Source organism: Peteryoungia desertarenae (assembly GCF_005860795.2).
Classification (GTDB): domain Bacteria; phylum Pseudomonadota; class Alphaproteobacteria; order Rhizobiales; family Rhizobiaceae; genus Allorhizobium; species Allorhizobium desertarenae.
This window is the reverse complement of the sequence record NZ_CP058350.1, coordinates 3,160,294-3,178,753: the sequence shown is the minus strand read 5'-3', so window position 1 is coordinate 3,178,753 and position 18,460 is coordinate 3,160,294. Positions and strand designations below refer to the sequence as shown.

General features: G+C 58.7%; 17 protein-coding genes. 9 read left to right on the top strand and 8 right to left on the bottom strand.

The genetic code is table 11. The annotated features are described in order from the left end of the window. Positions 1–16: 16 nt before the first annotated feature. The 5 genes from recN (at position 17) to FE840_RS15490 (ending at position 7,242) form a co-directional block, all read left to right on the top strand. Positions 17–1,699: a DNA repair protein RecN gene (gene recN / locus FE840_RS15510; protein WP_138286384.1), complete on the top strand. Its 1,683-nt coding sequence runs from the start codon at positions 17–19 to the stop codon at positions 1,697–1,699. Positions 1,700–1,750: 51 nt separating this feature from the next. After that, entirely contained in the window at positions 1,751–3,199 is a 1,449-nt protein-coding gene (locus tag FE840_RS15505; protein ID WP_138286383.1) for a phospholipase D-like domain-containing protein, read from the top strand. Between the two features lie 39 nt (positions 3,200–3,238). Continuing rightward, entirely contained in the window at positions 3,239–4,060 is an 822-nt protein-coding gene (locus FE840_RS15500; RefSeq protein WP_138286382.1) for an endonuclease/exonuclease/phosphatase family protein, read from the top strand. A 78-nt stretch (positions 4,061–4,138) separates the two neighbouring features. Then, a complete protein-coding gene (ligA, locus tag FE840_RS15495) occupies positions 4,139–6,292 on the top strand; it encodes an NAD-dependent DNA ligase LigA (RefSeq protein ID WP_138286381.1) in 2,154 nt (717 codons plus the stop codon). Between the two features lie 140 nt (positions 6,293–6,432). Next, entirely contained in the window at positions 6,433–7,242 is an 810-nt protein-coding gene (locus FE840_RS15490; RefSeq protein ID WP_210271772.1) for a DUF547 domain-containing protein, read from the top strand. A gap of 22 nt (positions 7,243–7,264) precedes the next feature. Here the strand turns inward: FE840_RS15490 and FE840_RS15485 are convergent, their stop codons facing one another. The 4 genes from FE840_RS15485 to FE840_RS15470 all read right to left on the bottom strand — a co-directional run bounded on the left by FE840_RS15485 (position 7,265) and on the right by FE840_RS15470 (position 11,680). Then, a complete protein-coding gene (locus tag FE840_RS15485) occupies positions 7,265–8,110 on the bottom strand; it encodes a GGDEF domain-containing protein (protein ID WP_171033670.1) in 846 nt (281 codons plus the stop codon). A gap of 239 nt (positions 8,111–8,349) precedes the next feature. Next, positions 8,350–8,739 (bottom strand): hypothetical protein, encoded by a 390-nt coding sequence (locus FE840_RS15480; protein ID WP_138286379.1) that lies wholly within the window; start codon positions 8,737–8,739, stop codon positions 8,350–8,352. A gap of 28 nt (positions 8,740–8,767) precedes the next feature. Continuing rightward, positions 8,768–9,616, bottom strand: a complete 849-nt coding sequence (locus FE840_RS15475) for a TIGR02587 family membrane protein (protein ID WP_138286378.1) — start codon at positions 9,614–9,616, stop codon at positions 8,768–8,770. Positions 9,617–9,670: 54 nt separating this feature from the next. Beyond that, on the bottom strand, positions 9,671–11,680 hold the full coding sequence (locus FE840_RS15470) for a DEAD/DEAH box helicase (protein WP_138286377.1): 2,010 nt from the start codon (positions 11,678–11,680) through the stop codon (positions 9,671–9,673). A gap of 268 nt (positions 11,681–11,948) precedes the next feature. On the opposite strand from FE840_RS15470, the gene FE840_RS15465 reads away from it, so the two are divergent. Together FE840_RS15465 and FE840_RS15460 are read left to right on the top strand one after the other, a co-directional pair. Beyond that, positions 11,949–12,578 (top strand): 3'-5' exonuclease, encoded by a 630-nt coding sequence (locus FE840_RS15465; RefSeq protein WP_138286376.1) that lies wholly within the window; start codon positions 11,949–11,951, stop codon positions 12,576–12,578. A gap of 49 nt (positions 12,579–12,627) precedes the next feature. Beyond that, a complete protein-coding gene (locus FE840_RS15460; RefSeq protein WP_138286375.1) occupies positions 12,628–13,125 on the top strand; it encodes a CreA family protein in 498 nt (165 codons plus the stop codon). A gap of 235 nt (positions 13,126–13,360) precedes the next feature. Here the strand turns inward: FE840_RS15460 and FE840_RS15455 are convergent, their stop codons facing one another. From FE840_RS15455 to FE840_RS15440, 4 genes are all read right to left on the bottom strand, one after another. After that, the gene (locus FE840_RS15455) at positions 13,361–13,723 is read right to left on the bottom strand and encodes a hypothetical protein (protein WP_138286374.1); all 363 of its coding nucleotides are present in this window, start codon (positions 13,721–13,723) and stop codon (positions 13,361–13,363) included. A 243-nt stretch (positions 13,724–13,966) separates the two neighbouring features. Beyond that, positions 13,967–14,431, bottom strand: a complete 465-nt coding sequence (locus tag FE840_RS15450) for a chemotaxis protein CheW (protein ID WP_062278961.1) — start codon at positions 14,429–14,431, stop codon at positions 13,967–13,969. Position 14,432: 1 nt separating this feature from the next. Next, complete coding sequence (locus FE840_RS15445) at positions 14,433–16,403, bottom strand: methyl-accepting chemotaxis protein (RefSeq protein ID WP_138286373.1); 1,971 nt, start codon at positions 16,401–16,403, stop codon at positions 14,433–14,435. A 189-nt stretch (positions 16,404–16,592) separates the two neighbouring features. Then, on the bottom strand, positions 16,593–17,348 hold the full coding sequence (locus FE840_RS15440; RefSeq protein ID WP_138286372.1) for a DUF2189 domain-containing protein: 756 nt from the start codon (positions 17,346–17,348) through the stop codon (positions 16,593–16,595). A gap of 167 nt (positions 17,349–17,515) precedes the next feature. On the opposite strand from FE840_RS15440, the gene FE840_RS15435 reads away from it, so the two are divergent. Together FE840_RS15435 and FE840_RS15430 are read left to right on the top strand one after the other, a co-directional pair. Next, positions 17,516–17,671, top strand: coding sequence for a hypothetical protein (locus FE840_RS15435; protein ID WP_171033669.1), 156 nt, complete (start codon positions 17,516–17,518; stop codon positions 17,669–17,671). A 153-nt stretch (positions 17,672–17,824) separates the two neighbouring features. Further along, positions 17,825–18,424 (top strand): SCO family protein, encoded by a 600-nt coding sequence (locus tag FE840_RS15430; RefSeq protein WP_138286371.1) that lies wholly within the window; start codon positions 17,825–17,827, stop codon positions 18,422–18,424. Positions 18,425–18,460: the final 36 nt, after the last annotated feature.

Genomic DNA, 18,460 nt, shown 5'->3' with positions numbered 1-18,460 from the left:
AGCGAGTGATTGAACCATGCTGGTGCAGCTGTCGATCCGCGATATCGTTTTGATCGAGCGGCTTGATCTGGCGTTCGAAAATGGTCTCTCCGTGCTCACGGGTGAAACGGGTGCTGGTAAATCCATCCTTCTCGATAGTCTGTCTCTCGCCCTTGGCGGGCGGGGCGACGGATCGCTGGTGCGGCATGGTGAGGACAAGGGACAGGTCACGGCGGTGTTCGACGTGGGAGGCAGTCACCCCGCCAGGGCGCTCCTGCGGGGCAATGGCGTCGATGACGACGGTGATCTGATCTTCAGACGCGTGCAATCCGCCGACGGGCGTACACGGGCCTATATCAACGACCAGCCGGTGAGTGTGCAGCTCATGCGCCAGGTGGGCCAGTTGATGGTCGAGATCCATGGCCAACATGATGATCGTGCGCTCATCGACACGGATGCCCACCGCACACTCCTTGACGCATTTGCAGGCTTGACGGACGAGGCGCTGTCGCTGGGTGACAGCTATCGGCGCTGGCGGGAGGCCGAGCGCGCTTTCAAGGTGCACAAGGCCAAGGTCGAGGCGGCCGCGCGCGAGGCCGATTATCTGCGGTCCTCGGTCGAGGAGCTTGAGACGCTTTCGCCGCAGGATGGTGAGGAAGACGACCTCGCAGATCGCCGGGCGCAGATGCAGAAATCCGAGCGGATTGCGGGCGATATTGCCGAGGCCTCCGAGTTCTTGAACGGCAATGCATCACCGGTGCCGTTGATTGCTTCCATGATGCGCCGGCTTGAACGCAAGAGCCATGAGGCTCCGGGGCTGCTCGAAGAGACCGTACAACTGCTTGGAACCGCACTCGACACATTGTCCAGTGTGCAGATGGAGGTCGAAGCGGCGCTGCGGCGGACGGAATTCGATCCACGGGAACTGGAGCGGGTCGAGGAGCGCCTTTTCGCCTTGCGGGCCGCCGGTCGCAAATATTCGGTGCCTGTTGCCGACCTTCCAGCGCTTGCGGAGAAGATGGTGGCGGACCTTGCCGATCTTGATGCCGGGGAGGAGCGTCTCGGTCAGCTTGAGGCTGCAGTGGGCGAGGCGAAGGCGCATTACCACCATCTGGCGCGCGCGCTGTCGGAAAAGCGCCGGAATGCCGCCTCGGCCCTGTCGGATGCGGTGATGGCCGAATTGCCTGCGCTGAAGCTCGAGCGGGCGCGCTTCATGGTGGAGGTGACCGCTGATTCGGAGGCGGCGACGGCTGAGGGTATCGATACGGTCGAGTTTCATGTGCAGACCAATCCGGGCACGCGCCCTGGGCCGATCATGAAGGTGGCGTCGGGCGGCGAATTGTCCCGTTTCCTGCTCGCCTTGAAGGTCGCACTGGCGGACAAGGGTTCGGCGCCAACGCTGGTCTTTGACGAAATCGACACCGGTGTCGGCGGTGCAGTTGCCGATGCGATCGGTCAGCGGCTGAAACGCCTGTCTGACAAGGTGCAGGTGCTGTCGGTGACCCATGCGCCCCAGGTGGCTGCGCGCGCATCGACCCATTTTCTGATCTCCAAGGGCCCAACTGGCGACAATGGCGAGAAGATCGCCACCCGGGTCGCGATCATGGAGCCGGATCATCGGCGGGAGGAAATCGCCCGCATGCTGGCCGGGGCCTCGATCACCGATGAGGCGCGGGCAGCGGCCGCGCAGTTGCTGGCGGCTGGCAACCGAGCTGGGTGATCCCCATATGGACGTTGCAATCCTGCAAGAAACCTGTTTCGCTCCGGCACCATGTATGAGTTTTCCACCGTCTACTGGCCGCATGTTCTTGCGACACTCTCGGTAATTTTCGGGACGATTGCAGCGACTCATGCCGCCATGACCAAGCGCGAGGTGCGCTCGGCTCTTGGCTGGGTCGGCGTTATCGTGCTGTCGCCGCTGATCGGTGCCATGATCTACGGGGTTGTGGGCATCAATCGGATACGGCGCGCGTCCATAAGGTCTCGGCGCGCCTATCAGCTGGACGAAATCTGGCGCGACCTTTCGCAATACACGATTGGCCGCAGCACTGTCGAAAGCCAGTTCGGTTCGGCGTTCGGTGCGCTCAAGCGGCTCGGCGATTATGTAACCCGCCATCCGCTGTCCTGCAGCAATCGCATCTCGATGCTTGAAACCGGGGATGTGACTTACGAAGCGATGGGTGCGGCGATCGACGCGGCTGAGCGCAGCATCATTCTGGAGACCTATATCTTTGACCGGGACGAGGTGGGGCTCAGGCTCGCCGACCGTCTGATCGAGGCCCATCGGCGAGGAGTGGCTGTTCGTGTGCTGGTGGATGCGGTTGGCGCCCGCTACAGCGTACCGAGCATCATCGGCCATCTGCGAGATGCCGATGTTCCGGTTGAGACGTTCAACGGTAAGGTCATTGCCGGTTTGAGACTTCCCTATGCGAACCTTCGCACTCACCGCAAGATCATGGTTGTGGATGGCCAGACCGCTTTTGTCGGCGGGATGAACATTCGTGCGGACTTTGCCGGGCCGAATGCTTCGCTGGACACGCATTTCAAGGTCGCGGGACCCGTGGTTGCGGAAATCCTGTCGATTGCTGCCGAAGACTGGCATTTCGAGACGGGGGAGGCGCTTGTCGGGGGAGCCTGGCAGATCGCGTTCGATGATCTGCCGCCCGGCGAACCCTGTCTGGCGCGCGCGGTTGCCTCCGGGCCGGACGCCAATCTGGAAGCCAATCACAAAGTGCTCATCGGCGCGTTTTCAGTGGCGCAGCGTTCGATCCGGATCATGTCGCCGTATTTCCTGCCGGACAATATCTTCCTCTCCGCACTGAACACTGCCGCGCGCCGGGGTGTCTCTGTCGAAATCGTGCTGCCGGCAAGCAACAATCTGGCGCTGGTCGGCCACGCCATGATGGCCCAGCTCGAACCCGTGCTGCGGGAAGGGTGCCGGGTCTATCGGGCCTTCGGTCCGTTTGATCATTCAAAACTGCTGACCGTTGACGACCAATGGAGTTTTGTCGGTTCATCCAATCTGGATTCCCGTTCGCTTCGCCTGAATTTCGAAATCGATCTGGAGGTCTATGACAGGGACTTCACGGCACAGATCAACAGGCGGATCCAGCGGTCCATCGACAATTCCGAAGAACTCGATCTGCCCACCTTGCGGGCCAGACCATTTCCGCTTCGCCTGTTTGAACGTTTTCTCTGGCTCGGATCACCCTATCTATGATCCAGGAGAATGTAGAGGATGTAAGAAGGAAGGACGGTCATGGCGAAGAGTAAGCCCAGTCTCGCGCGCACCATGATCGCATCCTTGCGCAATCGTGACCGCAGTCCGGCAGATGCGGGTCTCTCGTCGGCGAGTGATCACATCACCGTTGCCTCCTACAATGTACACAAATGCGTCGGCACGGATGGACGGTTTGATCCGGATCGGGTCATTGATGTGATCCGGGAGATCGGTCCGGACGTGATTGCGTTGCAGGAAGCCGACAAACGGTTTGGCGAGCGGATCGGACTTCTCGATCTCGGTCGGTTGCGGCTTGAGACTGGACTTGTGCCGGTCCCTGTCACGCCGGCCACCAAGGCCCATGCGCGCGCGCATGGCTGGCGGGGCAATGTGCTGCTTTTCCGCCAGGGGATCGTCAAGGACGTGCATCAGATCGCCCTGCCGGGTCTTGAGCCACGCGGCGCGCTGGTTGCGGAAATCGATCTGGAGGGGCGTGCGTCGCTTCGGGTGATTGCGGCGCATCTCGGCCTGATGCGCTGGGCGCGTCGGCAGCAGGCCGATGTGATCCTTGACCTCCTGCAAAAGCGTGATGCGCGACCGACACTCTTGATGGGCGACTTCAACGAGTGGCGGCTCGGGCCAGGCTCGGCCCTGACGCGGCTTGAACCCATGTTCGGACCACTTCCGCCACCGGTTCCGAGCTTTCCGGCCCGCCTTCCGGTGCTGTCGCTTGACCGGATCATGGCCAATCGTCCGGGCCTGATCTCCGAGGTTTCCGTACATGACAGTCCGCTGGCGCGTCGGGCGTCCGACCATCTTCCGCTGCTTGCCAGGCTCGACCTGGCCACGACGGTGGATTAGGCCGCAGCCAGTCTCCGGGGCGTCTTTTCATTCCGCATAATTCGGCTAAGACCAGTGGGTCAGAACCGGGAGAATGTCATGGCTGTTGATCTTGTTGCCGTCGAGGACCTCACAGAAGAACAGGCGGTTCTTGAGCTTCAGCGACTGGCCGCCGAGATTGCCCATCACGATGCGCTCTATCACGGCAAGGACGCGCCGCAGATCACGGATGCCGATTACGATGCGCTCAAGCGGCGCAACGACGCCATAGAAGAGCGGTTTCCGGGACTTGTCCGCAGCGATAGTCCCTCCCAGAGAGTGGGGGCTGCGCCCGCCGGCATCTTTGCCCAGGTCGTGCATGCGCGCCCCATGCTGTCCCTCGACAATGCGTTTTCGGACGAAGACGTCACAGATTTTGTGTCCTCGGTCTACCGATTTCTTGGGCAACTTCCTGACGGCTCGATCGCCTTTACTGCAGAGCCAAAAATCGACGGGCTTTCCATGTCGCTGCGCTACGAGAACCGCAAGCTGGTGACGGCGGCGACGCGCGGTGACGGGACGACCGGCGAGAATGTCACCGCCAATATCCGGACCATCACGGAAATCCCGACCGAACTGCCTGCTGATGCGCCCGATGTGGTCGAGGTGCGCGGTGAAGTCTATATGGCGAAATCCGATTTCCTGGCGCTGAATGCGCTGATGGAGGCCGAGGGCAAGCAAACCTATGTCAATCCGCGCAATACGGCGTCCGGCTCGCTTCGCCAGCTTGATCCCAAGGTAACGGCGAGCCGCAAGCTGCGCTTTTTTGCCTATGCCTGGGGCGAGATGAGCGAGATGCCGGCGGAGACGCAATGGGGCATGGTTGAGACCTTCAATCGCTGGGGCTTCCCGGTCAATCCGCTGACGCGGCGTCTGAACTCGGTTGAAGAGATACTCGCCCATTACCGCGACATCGGCCTGCAAAGAGCAGAGCTCGACTATGACATCGATGGTGTGGTCTACAAGGTTGACCGGCTCGATCTTCAGGCGCGGCTTGGTTTTCGTTCGCGCTCGCCGCGCTGGGCCACGGCCCACAAGTTCCCGGCCGAGCAGGCGACGACACGGCTCCTTGCCATCGACATTCAGGTGGGACGAACGGGGGCGCTGACGCCCGTTGCCCGGCTTGAGCCGATCACTGTCGGTGGTGTCGTCGTGACGAATGCAACGCTCCACAACGAGGACTATATCAAGGGGATCGGCAATTCGGGCGAACCGCTCCGCGACGGGCGCGACATCCGTGTCGGGGACATGGTCATCGTGCAGCGGGCGGGTGATGTCATTCCACAAATTGTCGATGTGGTCATGGACCAACGCCCAGATGAGGCTGTGTCCTATGTGTTTCCGAAGAACTGTCCGGTTTGCGGAAGCCATGCTGTGCGGGAAAAGAACGAGAAAACCGGCAAGCTCGATTCCGTAACCCGCTGCACAGGGGGCTTCGTCTGTCGTGCCCAGGCGATCGAGCACATCAAGCACTTCGTCTCGCGCAATGCCTTCGACATTGAGGGGCTGGGGACCAAGCAGGTTGATTTCTTCTTCGAGAGTGAGGACCCGGCGCTGATGATCCGTACGGCGCCTGATATATTCACTCTCAAGACCCGGCAGGAACGCTCCCTGACAAAGCTGGAGAATATCGAGGGGTTTGGGCGCGTGAGTGTCGGCAAATTGTTCGATGCCATCGATGCGAGGCGAGAGATTGCCCTCAACCGCTTCATCTTTGCGCTCGGCATTCGCCATGTCGGAGAAACGACGGCGAAGCTTCTGGCACGGTCATACGGCTCCTACACTGCCTTCGCGGCGGCCATGCAAGGGGCCGGCCCTCGATACGGCGAGGCCTGGAACGAGTTGAACAACATTGAAGGCATCGGCGAGGTCGTGGCGGCCTCCATTGTCGAATTCTTCAAGGAGCCTCGTAATCTCCAGGTGGTGGGCCGTCTGCTGGACGAGGTCACTCCGCTCGATGCCGAGATGCCTGTCGCCAGCAATAGCGTTGTTGCTGGTAAGACCGTCGTTTTTACTGGCTCATTGGAACGCTTCACGCGGGACGAAGCCAAGGCACGGGCGGAAAGTCTCGGAGCCAAGGTTGCAGGCTCCGTATCCAAGAAGACCGACTATGTGGTGGCGGGCCCCGGCGCCGGCTCAAAGCTCGACAAGGCGCGGGAACTGGGCGTCGCTGTCATGACCGAAGATGAGTGGCTGAGCCTGATTGGCGGATAAGCTGCGGCTTCTCCAACACCATCAACACCACGGTCCGCCTTTGTAAGAATTGCGTGATACCGGCGACCAACCTCTTGATCCGTCCGTTTGTGCGCTATCTGCGAGGACGGACATTTGTCCGGGTTTTCAGGAGGTCTCCGTTGCTGTATTTCATTTCTCGTTTGTGCGTTGCGATCATGATTGTCCTGGGGGTGGCCGGTGGAGCTCAGGCGGCCTCGTTCGATCATTCGGCCTTGGATGCGTTGCTCAAGGCCCATGTGAAGCCGTGGGATAAGGGTCGTGCCACGCGCGTGGACTATGATGGTTTCAAGAGGGACAGGGCGCGACTTGCCAGCTATCTCGAAAAGACGGCGGCAGTGTCGCGGGCAACCTTTGACGGTTGGTCGAAAGACGAGCAACTGGCATTTCTGATCAATGTCTATAATGCCCATACGATCGAATCGATTCTGACAGGGTATCCGGGGCTGAAGTCCATCCGGGACCTGGGCGGGGTCTTTGCGTCACCCTGGAAGCGCGAGATCGTGCCGTTGTTTGGCGTTATGCATTCGCTCGATGATGTCGAACACGGGATGATCCGAGGCTCTGGCCGCTACAATGATCCCCGGATCCACTTTGCCGTCAATTGTGCCAGTATCGGCTGCCCGGATCTGCGTGCCGAGGCCTATAGCGGCCAAGCGCTTGACCGGCAGCTTGACGAGCAGACGAAACTGTTTCTGGCGGACAGGACGCGAAATCGGCTGAATGGGCAGGCTCTCGAGATTTCCTCGATCTTCAAATGGTATGGCGAGGACTTTGAGACGGGGTTTCGCGGGACGAATACGATCGGTGCGTTCCTGGCGCTGTATGGTGAGGCGATGGGACTGGATGCTACGGCCCAGGAAGCCGCCCGAAGAGGCGATTACCGGTTGCGCTATCTCAGCTATGACTGGAATCTCAACGGCACCAAATAGGAGCACGATCGAGGGACGAAATTCAGGTCGCAACGGCCAGATCATGCCTGGCCATGGGTACGGGTAATCCCTCGGCAATGACCGGGTCCAGTTCGCGCTCGCTCACGAGACGGTTGCGACCGGACGCCTTCGCGCAGTAGAGCGCACGATCCGCCATGGCGTAGGCCTGGGCAAAGCTCAGTCCACTGCGGCGTCTCGCAAGGCCACCGGAGACGGTGACCCGAATGATTTGTCCGTCGGCTGGAATTTCGGTCGACGCTATGGCGTGGCGTGCTCTCTCGGCGAGGCGTATGACTTGAGTGTCCTCCACATCCTGAAAAAAGACCGCAAATTCTTCGCCACCAAGGCGGGCAATCAGATGCTGAGGGCCGATCGATTGCTTCAGTTTTTCGGATACGGCGGCGATAACATGGTCGCCGGTCTGGTGGCCAAAATGGTCATTGACCTGTTTGAAACGATCAATATCGAGCAGCAGGAGATGGCCTTCCATGTGGTCGGTGATTTCCGAGATGAAGGCCCGGCGATTGAGCAGGCCGGACAACATGTCCGTTCGACTGAGATGCTCGTACTCCCGCCGTGTGGTCGCCAGATGCATGACGCCATAACCGACATAGAGCGATGTCAGCATGGTGAGCGTGAAAGCCAGCGGCAGGGTGATTGCCACTCCGATCAGAAGGTCGCGCATCAGCGGATAGCGCAGGATTCCAAACAGATCCATCACAGACAGTGCCAGTATCACGATCAGGGCAGCCAGCAGTGCGATTCGGATCGCCAACCGGAGAGAAAAGCGAATGATCGTCTGGGCGTTAACGAACTGGGCCAGATCGAAATCCTGGCTTATGCTTCGCTGAATAAACGCTTTGAACATTCTGGCCTTTTTCCTTTTGAAACCCGCCACGATGCCACGTGAGACGAGATGTTTTCTGATAAGGTCCGTACCAAGAAACTTGGTTGGCCGGTCGCGGTTCGCGGGGTCCATGGCCTCGTGACAGCCACTTGAATTGTCATCGACTCAACCGAAAGTATACTATCGATAGACTACCTGGAATGCAACCTTTTACTTGTATATAAGTCTTTTCTCAAACTTGAGTTGTCATTCGAATTCTTTCAAGGTTCTCTGTAGCTGACTACGCCCATGGTTATCGATGCTTCTGTTGGGTCAGTTCGGAAGATCATTGCCCCACGGACCTCTGACTCTCCGGGGATATAGTCGAAAGTCACATCTACTTCTTCCAGTTTTACGGCACCATGAGACAGTATGCCTCTTATCACGACCGAGGCCGCCGTTTGTCGGGCCTGATTGGTGACGGTAAAGTCTACGCGATGGTCTTGGTGCACTGCTTCACTCAGGTGCGGCTTCACTTCGAAAAGAGGCGGTTCGTCCACGCCGGTGAGCGCCCGCCAGCCGATCCAGCTAATCAAGGACATGACCAGCAAAACAGACAGCACGCCGGTTGCCCATTCGATCCAATGGCCGCTTGTCGTTTCATGGTGCATGTCCCTGTGCTTGGTTGTCATTGTGAGCCTAAAGAAGGAGGCGCGCTCCAGCAGCGCCGATGGCTGCTGGCACGGCGAGGACGACGACAGAAAGAGCGATCATCATAGCCGAAGTCCCTGCTGTCTGGTCGAAGATCCAGAGCGTGAAGAGGCTGACAATCGCGGCAAGCGTGTAACCCGGCAGCGTGAAGCGGATCAGGGCGTGCCACCATGGGGCGTCGGGTGAGAGTTCATGACCTCCGTCGAAGGATACAGCATAGACGAAGCCGTGCATGATCCCGACTGACAGCAGGATCAACAGGATGGCGTGCCAGTCGGTGATCTTGTAGGACAGGAGCACCATCTCTTCCGTCGGAGCCACGTTGAGTGACAGAAACAATGCTCCGACCGTCATCAGGCCGAGTTCACCGCCATAGCTGTAGCGCCGCTTCTTCTCCTGGTCCTCGTCCTCGTCCCTATTGGCCAACTGGCTGCGACCGAGCAAGGCACCAATGCTGGCGGGTACCGCCTGTATTGCTATCTTGCCGGCCCATTCATCCACGGACATGTCCGTTTTCAATACGCCAAGTGCCGCGAGCAGCAAGGCAGATGTCAGGATCGCGAGGGCCATGGCGATTATAGTATCACGCAGGGACTGACCCCAGTCATGGGTCTCTTCAAAACCCATGCGGTGGGACAGGAGCGCGAGCAGGGGCAGGCTGACCAGGAGAAGATTGAGCAGCTTGAAGCGGCTGATTGAGGCGCCAATCTGCCACATCTCCATTGTCATCAGCATCGGCAGGGCGAAGATCAAGGCGCCAGCCATGGCACGCGCCAAGCCTTTCAGAAAATCGGTCCTGTCGATCTTTTCAGTCGGCCTGAGGCCCCAATCTTCCATTTCCCCGCCCGCCTTTCATTGCCTTGGCAATGTCGGCGAGCGTCATTTGTTCCTTCAGGCGCCAGACTTCGGCTTGAATTTTTTTCCTGAGGCTCCTGCCGGCTTGCGGTCGTTCGACTTGCCTCTCGGCTTGCCGGACCAGTCCGCCTTTCCGGATTTGTCCCAGGCATTCGAGGCGCCTTTCGGTTTCTTCGGGCCAGAGGATTTCGCCCCAGTCGAATCGTCGCGCTTGCCCTTCGCAGGCGCATCTCCCCAGACCTCGGCATCGGCGCGGGCCATGTCGTCCTTGTAGGTTCGCCGCTCACTGGTTCCGGATTTGCCAGCGTAAGGCTTCTTGTCGCCATGGGCCTTCTTATCGCCGAAAGACTTGCGTTCGGTCTCTTCGCGTGGCGGACGGGCAGGGCGGTCCTTGGGCGGTGCAGAGAAGTCAGGTGCTCCAGGCAACTGTTTCACGGTGATCCCGCGCTCCAACTGCTTGTTTGGACCAAGGGCCCCCAGGAAAGCATCGACATTGCTCTGGGCGATCTCGATGAAGGTTTCCTCGGGCTGCATCTTGATGGCGCCGATTTCGTTCTTGGTGATGTTGCCGTTGCGGCAGAGCATCGGGATCAGCCAGCGCGGTTCGGCATTCTGGCGGCGTCCGACTGATAGGGAGAACCACACAGCCGACCCAAATTCGCTGCGGGGCCTGGTCGCGGCGCTGGATGGGTTTGCGTAGTCGGGTTCCTTGCGCTTGCGTTCGGCCTGCATATTGACCGGGATGAGATCCTCGGGCGCCGAACGGTTGCCGCGCTGAAGGCGGACAAAGGCTGCGGCGACCTGTTCGGCACTATAGGTCTGAAGCAGGGTTGTGATGAAGGGGGCTTCATCCACGTTGATCGCTTCCGAGAGAACGGGATCGGCCAGCAGACGTTCATCATCTCTGGCGATGACCTCATCGGCGGAGGGCGGTAGCGCCCAGGTTGGCTGGACATTGGCGCCGCCCAGCAAGCGCTCGGCCTTGCGGCGGGCGTTGACTGGAACGATCAACGCAGAAACGCCTTTGTTGCCAGCGCGTCCTGTGCGGCCAGAACGGTGCAGCAGTGTTTCGGAATTCGTCGGCAGGTCGGCGTGGATGACAAGTTCCAGGCCCGGCAGATCGATGCCACGGGCGGCAACGTCGGTCGCAATACAGACGCGGGCGCGACCGTCACGCATGGCCTGCAGCGCGTGGGTGCGCTCATTCTGTGACAGCTCCCCGGAAAGCGCCACGACCGAGAAGCCGCGATTGTGCAGACGCGCGGTCAGGTGATTGACGGCGGCACGCGTTGAACAGAACACGATAGCGTTGCGTGCCTCATAAAAACGCAACACATTGATGATGGCGTTTTCCCGGTCCGGATTGGCCACCACCAGCGCGCGATAATCGATGTCGACATGCTGCTTCTTTTCCGACACCGTTTCGATGCGTTTCGCATTGCGCTGGAAATTCTTGGCGAGATCCGCAATCGAACGCGGCACCGTTGCCGAGAACATCAATGTGCGACGATCATCGGGTGATGCTTCCAGGATGAATTCCAGATCCTCACGGAAGCCGAGATCGAGCATTTCATCGGCTTCGTCCAGAACCACCGCACGCAGTTGCGAAAGATCGAGCGCACCACGTGTGATATGGTCGCGAAGTCGACCGGGGGTGCCGACGACGATATGGGCACCACGCTCAAGCGCGCGACGTTCGTTTCGAACATCCATGCCGCCGACGCATGAGGCGATAACGGCGCCCGTCATCTCGTAAAGCCATTCCAGCTCACGCTTGACCTGTATGGCCAGTTCGCGCGTCGGTGCAATTGCCAGAGCCAGAGGACGTTCAGCGCGACCAAACCGCTGCTCCTCGCCAAGCAATGTCGGTGCCAGTGCCAGTCCGAAAGCGACTGTCTTGCCTGATCCTGTCTGGGCCGAAACCAGCGCATCGCGGCCTTCAAGTTCGGGGTCGATCATGGCCTGTTGAACAGGGGTCAACGTGTCATAGCCACGTTTGCGCAAGGCCTCGGCAATCGCCGGGACGATGCCGTCAAAATCAGTCATCGGTTCGTCTTTCGAAATGGGTCACCAAAGCGGGCCAAAGCACCGCGCCCGCCGATTGCGGGTATGTTGACCTGTTCCTACTCGCACACGCCCTGAAAGTATAGGGGGCTGGGTGCAAAAGGGGCGACTATGGTGAAGACGGCTGAGTACCGGTGCTTCACCTGATGGAGGCATGGGCCCGTCAGTCACAGCGGGGCACTGTGTGCTGCGGTCCGCAATCACCGACCCTGATGTTGTCCGAAACCGGTCAACAGTTTAAGTCAGGGTCATGTCATCTGCATTGGAAGCCACCGGCAAGACGATTGCCATCGATTTTGAGACCGCCAACGAAGAGCGCGGCAGCGCCTGTTCCGTCGGGCTTGCCTGGATCGACGGTGGGCAAGTCGTGCGGATCGAAGAGCGGTTGATCCGCCCAAAGAGCATGCGCTTCTCCTCCTTCAACATCGCGATCCACGGTATCCGCCCCGAGCATGTTGAAGATGCTGCCGAATTTCCGGAAGTAATGGATGAATTTGCCGATGACTTCGCCGGTGCGACCATGATCGCCCATAATGCGGCCTTCGACTTTTCTGTGTGGCGGGCGTCACTGGACGGCTATGGATTGTCCTATCCGAGTTTCAGCTATCTATGCTCCGTCAAAATGGCCCAGAAGGTCTGGCCACATCTGCCATCCCACAAGCTCAACATTCTTGCGGGACATCTCGGTCTGCGCTTTGTTCATCACAATGCGGCAGAGGATGCGGCTGTCTGTGCTGCGGCATCGATTGCCATGGCGCGCGACAAAGGGGTGGCTCATGTGCTGGATCTGGCACGCTTCATCGATCTGACACCGGGGCGCCTTCATCCGACGGGCTATCAGGCCTGTTCGGCCCGGAAGGTGGCTGCCCGCGCCTTGTAAGCCCACAATTCATGCTTAAGTCAGAGCGGATGAAAGCGGAGTTCATGTCATGAGATTTCTTCCTTCACTGCGTAATCTTCTGGGTGCCGCGGTTATTGTCGCTTCGCCAGTTTCGGCGTCAGCCGAAGTTGTTGGCGAAGTTGGAGTCGACTGGGTCGGCAATGATATCATTGTCGAGGCGGTGTCAGATCCGAAGGTCAAGGGCGTGACCTGCCACGTCAGCTATTTCGACCGGTCCCTCATCGACCGTCTGTCAAAAGGCAACTGGTTTGAGGATCCCTCCAACAGTTCGATTGCCTGCCGCCAGACTGGCCCGATCGAGATCGGCGATATCGATCTCTCGACAGAGGGTGAAGAGGTGTTTCGCGAGGGGCGATCGATCATCTGGAAGTCGCTTCTGGTCAATCGCATCTATGACAAGACCAATGACACGTTGATTTACCTGATCCATTCGCGGCAGGTCGTTGATGGTTCGGCGAAAATGGCCATTTCGACCGTGCCGCTCTTCGGTGAGCCCGTGGTCTGGCTTTCGGGCAAGCCTGAATAGTCAGCCAATCCTGGGTGGAACAGCGTGCCTGGGCCTTATGTGTGAGCGCTATCACTTCCGCGCTCGCCATCAAACTGGCATTCGGAACTCGGTTCAACCTCCGCGAAAGCGAACCCCAATAGCGGACGCGGCTGGTTGGCCCGGTTCAGGCCTTGCTTCAAGCAGGACCTGAAACGATTGTGCCCTGGTACCTCGCGGTACCAGGGCATTTTTTTCGTCCATTCAGTGTGTGTCCTTAGCGGACATAGACAACCATGGAGCCATCAGCCGCGGTCTGGACGTCGATCACGTTCTGAAGCTCGATGCTGCGTTCCTGCAACTCTGCAACGATAGCCGGGTCAGCGGCGATCTTTGCCTGGGCTTCCGCCATGGCAGCGTCATCGGCCATCATCTGTTCCAGGCGCGTATGCTGCTCGCGGTTCGTATCGTTGTCCAGGCTATCGAAATAGATGATGGTGAAGCCTTCGGTGGCATCACCGCCGCGCAGTGGGGTGCTGGTCGTGGTATTTGTCGAATTCGTCGTCTGTGCCACGGCGACGCCCGACAGGGCGGTAACGGACATGGCAGCGGCAAGGGCGAGTTTGATTGCAGAATTCATAGGTGTTCTCCTTGTTTTCTTGCATATACTTCCGCTTGTTTGGAAGTTGCGGGGAGAACGCCGCACTGGACTGGTGGTTCCGAATTTCTTTTACGGCTCGTTTACCAGGTCTGGTTTTTGCCGACCTTTTGCCGCCGGGGAAAGCGGCTGATCTCAGCGTGGTCGCAGCCCAAACACCTGAAGGGAAGGGACGCCGCATGGCTGCGACGCGCCTTCCCTGGGAAGAGAGGTCAGGCCTTCGTATCAGGCCGCTTGGGCCAGTTCGTCGGCAATTACGGTGTCGAGGTTGAGGAAGCAGACCATCGACTTCTCCAGCGCAACGATGCCGCGGCAGAAGGCGCGCTGTGCTTCCGGAATGATTTCCGGAGCCGGCTGCAGGTCTTCTGAACGGATCGTCATCATGTCGGAAACTTGTTCAACAAGCAGACCGACCAGCTTGCCGGCGATGTCCGTCACGATAATGGCGGCGCGCTCGGACGGTTCGGTCATCTTCATGCCAAGACGGCAGGCCATGTCGATCACGGGGATCACCGCGCCGCGCAGGTTGATCAAGCCCAGCACATATGGCGGTGTGTGCGGCATCGGGGTCACAGGTGCCCAGCCACGGATTTCGCGGATTGCCATAATGTCGATACAGAATTCCTGATCGCCCAAATGGAAGGAGACGATTTCGAGATAGGCGCCCGACTGCTTTATTGCATTGCTCATGTTAGAACTCTTCCCAGTGTTCTGTTGCTGCAGCCGTGGCCGGAGCCCTGGCTGGAGCGATTCGGTTGAACGTTCCCGCGACCTTGTCGATCAGGGCCTTCGCGGGAGACGGCCTTGGTTCCGTTGCCTTGTTGACGGGCTTCGGTTCATGCGCGGTGCCGGATCCGGCACCTTTCAACTTGAACTGACCGACGAGGCGCGAAAGGTTCTCCGCGTCGCCTGCCAGCGTGTGGCTTGCGGCATTGGTTTCTTCCACCATCGCCGCGTTCTGCTGTGTGACCTGATCCATCTGGCCGACAGCAGAATTGATTTCGCTCAGTCCGACTGATTGTTCACGAGCGCTGGTAACGATTGCCTTAACGTGCTCATTAATTCTGAGAACATCTTCGCCAATTCGATGCAAAGCCTCGCCGGTGGCTGTCACCAGTTCAACTCCAGTGCGAACTTCATCGGTTGAACGACCTACGAGGGTCTTGATGTCACGCGCGGCTTCGCCTGCCCGCCCTGCCAGGGCACGCACTTCCTGCGCCACAACAGCGAAGCCTTTGCCTGCTTCGCCGGCGCGTGCGGCTTCGACGCCCGCATTGAGGGCGAGGAGGTTCGTCTGGAAGGCGATTTCATCGATCACATTGATGATCTTGCCGATTTCACCTGTCGCATCCTCGATGCGTTCCATCGCTGCCATGGCATCGTTGACGACCGTGCCTGATTGCTCGGCATAGTCCTTGGCAGTGTCAACCATGTGGCTTGCTTCTTCAGCGCGCTCGGTTGCGACCTTCACCGTTGCCGTGATTTCATCGAGAGCTGCCGAGGTTTCCTCAAGAGACGCTGCCTGCTGTTCTGTGCGCCGGGCGAGATCATCGGCCGCTGAGCGCATCTGCAGACCGTTGGCTCGAATGGAACTGCTGCTATGGGCAATCTCGCTCATCACATGTTCGAGGCGTTTCGAAACCTGATTGAAGTCATTGCGAAGCCGTTCGAGATCGGCGGGGAAGGGCGTTGAAATTTCAACGCCAAGATTGCCGTCGGACAAGAGGTTCAAGCCTTCGGCAAGGGAATCAACCGCTGTCTTGATCGCGCGATTATCGGCCTCCATGGCGGCGGCTCGGCTTTCACGTTCGGCTTCGCTTTGTCGACGAGCCTCTCGTGAGGAGCTTTCCAGTTCCTGCTTCTCAATCGCTGCCTTGCGAAAGATGTCCGCAGCGCGGGCCATGCCGCCGATTTCGTCAGCGCGGTCGGTTTCCGCAATCAGGGTTTGATAGTCTCCGTCGACAATGCGCTGCATCGCGTTGCGCACGCTTCGGATACCATTCGCAATGGCGTTGCCGTGCAGGAGTTGCAGGCCGATCACGGTCAGAAAGGCGAGGGTCCCCAGAACGAGCTGGCTGACAAGCGAGTACCGGGTTCCCGCCGTCGCTTCCTCGATGCTGGCGTCCACCAGATTGCCGCCGAGGGCAGAAATATTGTTCAATGCCTCAGCGAGGCGTTCTCCGGCGCCGTCTATGGTATCATCAATGGCCGCATAGGCGCTTTCTTCGGCACCGCTTTCGACGAGCTGTTTCAGTTCAACCAGGATGACTTTTCCGACGGCTTCGAGGTCTGCGTCGTAGGTGGCAACTTCTGCAGATAGACCCGCCTCTGCGGCAACCGCCTTCAGGACGGGGCTGCCATCTCGAAGAACCCGCAGTGAAGCTTCCATGACGGCGAGCCGCTCGTCCTGAATCCTGCCTTCGCCGCGATCAATGATCGTATCCATGGCAGCAAGCGTGAGATTGGCGTTCGCCAAGCGCATCTCGTTGATTGTCTCAACAGATTCGCGCAACTCGACGGCGTGGTTTAATGCAGTGTCGACTCTCAGGTTCTCGTACCAGCCCACGCCCAGCATGGAACCAATACCCAGAACGGCTGCAGCGCCGAGCGTCATCAGCCGCTGGCGCACACTCAGGTTTTTGCCAGTGATGTAATTCAGCATGCTTCCCCCGCCGCTTGATCCCGCTTGCTGTGTGATGGTTCACCCCACATGCAGAACCGAGCGTAGATCGGAGGACGTCATGTCCTATGGCGTCGTTGCCATCGTGCTTCAGAAGAATCGCGAATATTAGTTAAACAACAGCTAATGTTCTGCCGTTTTTGCGTGTAGCCTTTACCAATATGAACGATCTCAGATTGTCGATATTGCCTTTCGATAGAGGTGCCAGGTCGCGTGACCGGCAATCGGTAGAACGAAAAGGAGCCCCAGGAATGCCGGCACAAGTGCCAAAAGGGCGGCAACAGCCACTGCCAGGCCGAAAACAAGCATCGGCGCGACATTTTCCGCAACGGCACGAATGCTGGTGAGCATGGCCGTAATGAAGTCAAGGTCGTGATCGAGGAGAAGCGGCATCGATATGACGGTAATGCTGAAAAGTATTGTCGCGATGACCGCACCGACAACGGTGCCGACGGCAAGGAAGACAAGCCCCTCGGGTGTCGTCAGGGCGAAGGTAGCGAAGGCTTCCAGCGAAGCCGGGATGCGGTAGCCAAGAAACAGCGCCATTAAAAGGCGGACCTGATAAATCCAGATCCAGAATATGAAGAGCACGACAAATGCCATCCAGGATAGCTGGCGTTCTCGCTGGCGGAAAACTTCTCGCAGAATTCCGGACCAGGTAATGTCCTCTCCCTTCTCGCGACGTCGGCTCACCTCATAAAGGCCAACAGCAATGAAGGGGCCGACAAGCGGGAACCCGATTGCAACGGGAATGATCATCCACGGTTGGTGAAGATAGGTGAGGGCGATTGTGATAAAGATCCCGCCGACAGCATAGATTGCGCCGAAGAACAAACCGAACATCGGAACCCTGCGGAAGTCATCGAAGCCCGCCGAAAATGCCGCCTTGACGTCGTCAACCGTCAACTTGTTGATCTTCAATTTCATTTGCGGCGCCGCCGCTGCAACCTGTTCTTCCACATGCCCCTCCCAAGGTCTGCTTCTGCGACAGTTTGACCAGATTTCAAAAGCTGCACCTTGATTTTCATCAAGTTTCGCCGCCGGTTGCAAACAAATTGATTTCGCCACAAGATGTTTTGATTATAATGTGAGGCATGGACATTCATTCGACATCGATCCGTACCGCGTTTTATGCTGCCTTAGCGATGCTGGCGGCTTTCGGGCTGATGTTTGCCTTTCAAGGATGGGTGATGCACGGTCCATCGATCCTGCTGACCCTGATGGAAACCGGTCTCTCCTATTGTTTTTGACGCACCAGGAATTCTCGCGCTGGCGTGCGACAGGTTGTTGATGCGCGACATTTCTTCGCGCCAAAGTCAAATACCGTTCTGTTGAATTGCCTTTGATTGCGCGCGGCGGTATCGCCTCAACGTACAACTAGACCGTATTGAATGAGGAATGTGATGCGCAGTGTCAGAATAGCCTTGTGGAGCGCCGTCGTCGTCATGGCAGGCGTTCTTGGCTGGTTAACGCTGACGGTCACCCAACAGGGGCAGCAGGCGAGCGAAGCACCTTTTGGCGTGCCGTTTCAGCTTGTCGATCAGAATGGGCAACCCATCACGGAACAGGCGCTGCGCGGCAAGCCGACCGCCTTGTTTTTTGGCTTCACCCATTGCCCCGAAGTCTGCCCGACCACGCTTTACGAACTCGATGGCTGGATGAAGACCGTTGATCCGGAAGGTAATCGCCTGCAGGCCTTCTTCGTGACCGTCGATCCTGAGCGGGACACGCCGGAAATCCTGGGCCGCTATATCTCCAATGTCACCGATCGCGTTGTCGGCATTGCAGGCGATCCGGTAGAGATGGCTGAAGTCGTGAAGGGTTTCCGCGTCTATGCCAAGAAAGTGCCCCTTGATGAGGCGGACCCAACCGGCGACTACACGATGGATCACACGGCATCCATCTTCCTCCTCGATGCGGAAGGGCGCTTCAAGGGCACGATTGCCTATGGCGAGAATCCCGATGTCGCTATTCAAAAGCTGGAGAACCTCGCCAAAGGATGACGTTTTCATTGATGGGCTCTGTCGGTGCAGCGCTGA

What these genes read in the sequence shown, in the direction of transcription:
- recN (WP_138286384.1), top strand. Translation starts at nt 17, where the DNA reads ATGCTGGTGCAGCTGTCGATCCGCGATATCGTTTTGATCGAGCGGCTT.
- FE840_RS15505 (WP_138286383.1), top strand. Translation starts at nt 1,751, where the DNA reads ATGTATGAGTTTTCCACCGTCTACTGGCCGCATGTTCTTGCGACACTC.
- FE840_RS15500 (WP_138286382.1), top strand. Translation starts at nt 3,239, where the DNA reads ATGGCGAAGAGTAAGCCCAGTCTCGCGCGCACCATGATCGCATCCTTG.
- ligA (WP_138286381.1), top strand. Translation starts at nt 4,139, where the DNA reads ATGGCTGTTGATCTTGTTGCCGTCGAGGACCTCACAGAAGAACAGGCG.
- FE840_RS15485 (WP_171033670.1), bottom strand. Translation starts at nt 8,110, where the DNA reads ATGTTCAAAGCGTTTATTCAGCGAAGCATAAGCCAGGATTTCGATCTG.
- FE840_RS15480 (WP_138286379.1), bottom strand. Translation starts at nt 8,739, where the DNA reads ATGCACCATGAAACGACAAGCGGCCATTGGATCGAATGGGCAACCGGC.
- FE840_RS15475 (WP_138286378.1), bottom strand. Translation starts at nt 9,616, where the DNA reads ATGGAAGATTGGGGCCTCAGGCCGACTGAAAAGATCGACAGGACCGAT.
- FE840_RS15470 (WP_138286377.1), bottom strand. Translation starts at nt 11,680, where the DNA reads ATGACTGATTTTGACGGCATCGTCCCGGCGATTGCCGAGGCCTTGCGC.
- FE840_RS15465 (WP_138286376.1), top strand. Translation starts at nt 11,949, where the DNA reads ATGTCATCTGCATTGGAAGCCACCGGCAAGACGATTGCCATCGATTTT.
- FE840_RS15460 (WP_138286375.1), top strand. Translation starts at nt 12,628, where the DNA reads ATGAGATTTCTTCCTTCACTGCGTAATCTTCTGGGTGCCGCGGTTATT.
- FE840_RS15455 (WP_138286374.1), bottom strand. Translation starts at nt 13,723, where the DNA reads ATGAATTCTGCAATCAAACTCGCCCTTGCCGCTGCCATGTCCGTTACC.
- FE840_RS15450 (WP_062278961.1), bottom strand. Translation starts at nt 14,431, where the DNA reads ATGAGCAATGCAATAAAGCAGTCGGGCGCCTATCTCGAAATCGTCTCC.
- FE840_RS15445 (WP_138286373.1), bottom strand. Translation starts at nt 16,403, where the DNA reads ATGCTGAATTACATCACTGGCAAAAACCTGAGTGTGCGCCAGCGGCTG.
- FE840_RS15440 (WP_138286372.1), bottom strand. Translation starts at nt 17,348, where the DNA reads ATGAAATTGAAGATCAACAAGTTGACGGTTGACGACGTCAAGGCGGCA.
- FE840_RS15435 (WP_171033669.1), top strand. Translation starts at nt 17,516, where the DNA reads ATGGACATTCATTCGACATCGATCCGTACCGCGTTTTATGCTGCCTTA.
- FE840_RS15430 (WP_138286371.1), top strand. Translation starts at nt 17,825, where the DNA reads ATGCGCAGTGTCAGAATAGCCTTGTGGAGCGCCGTCGTCGTCATGGCA.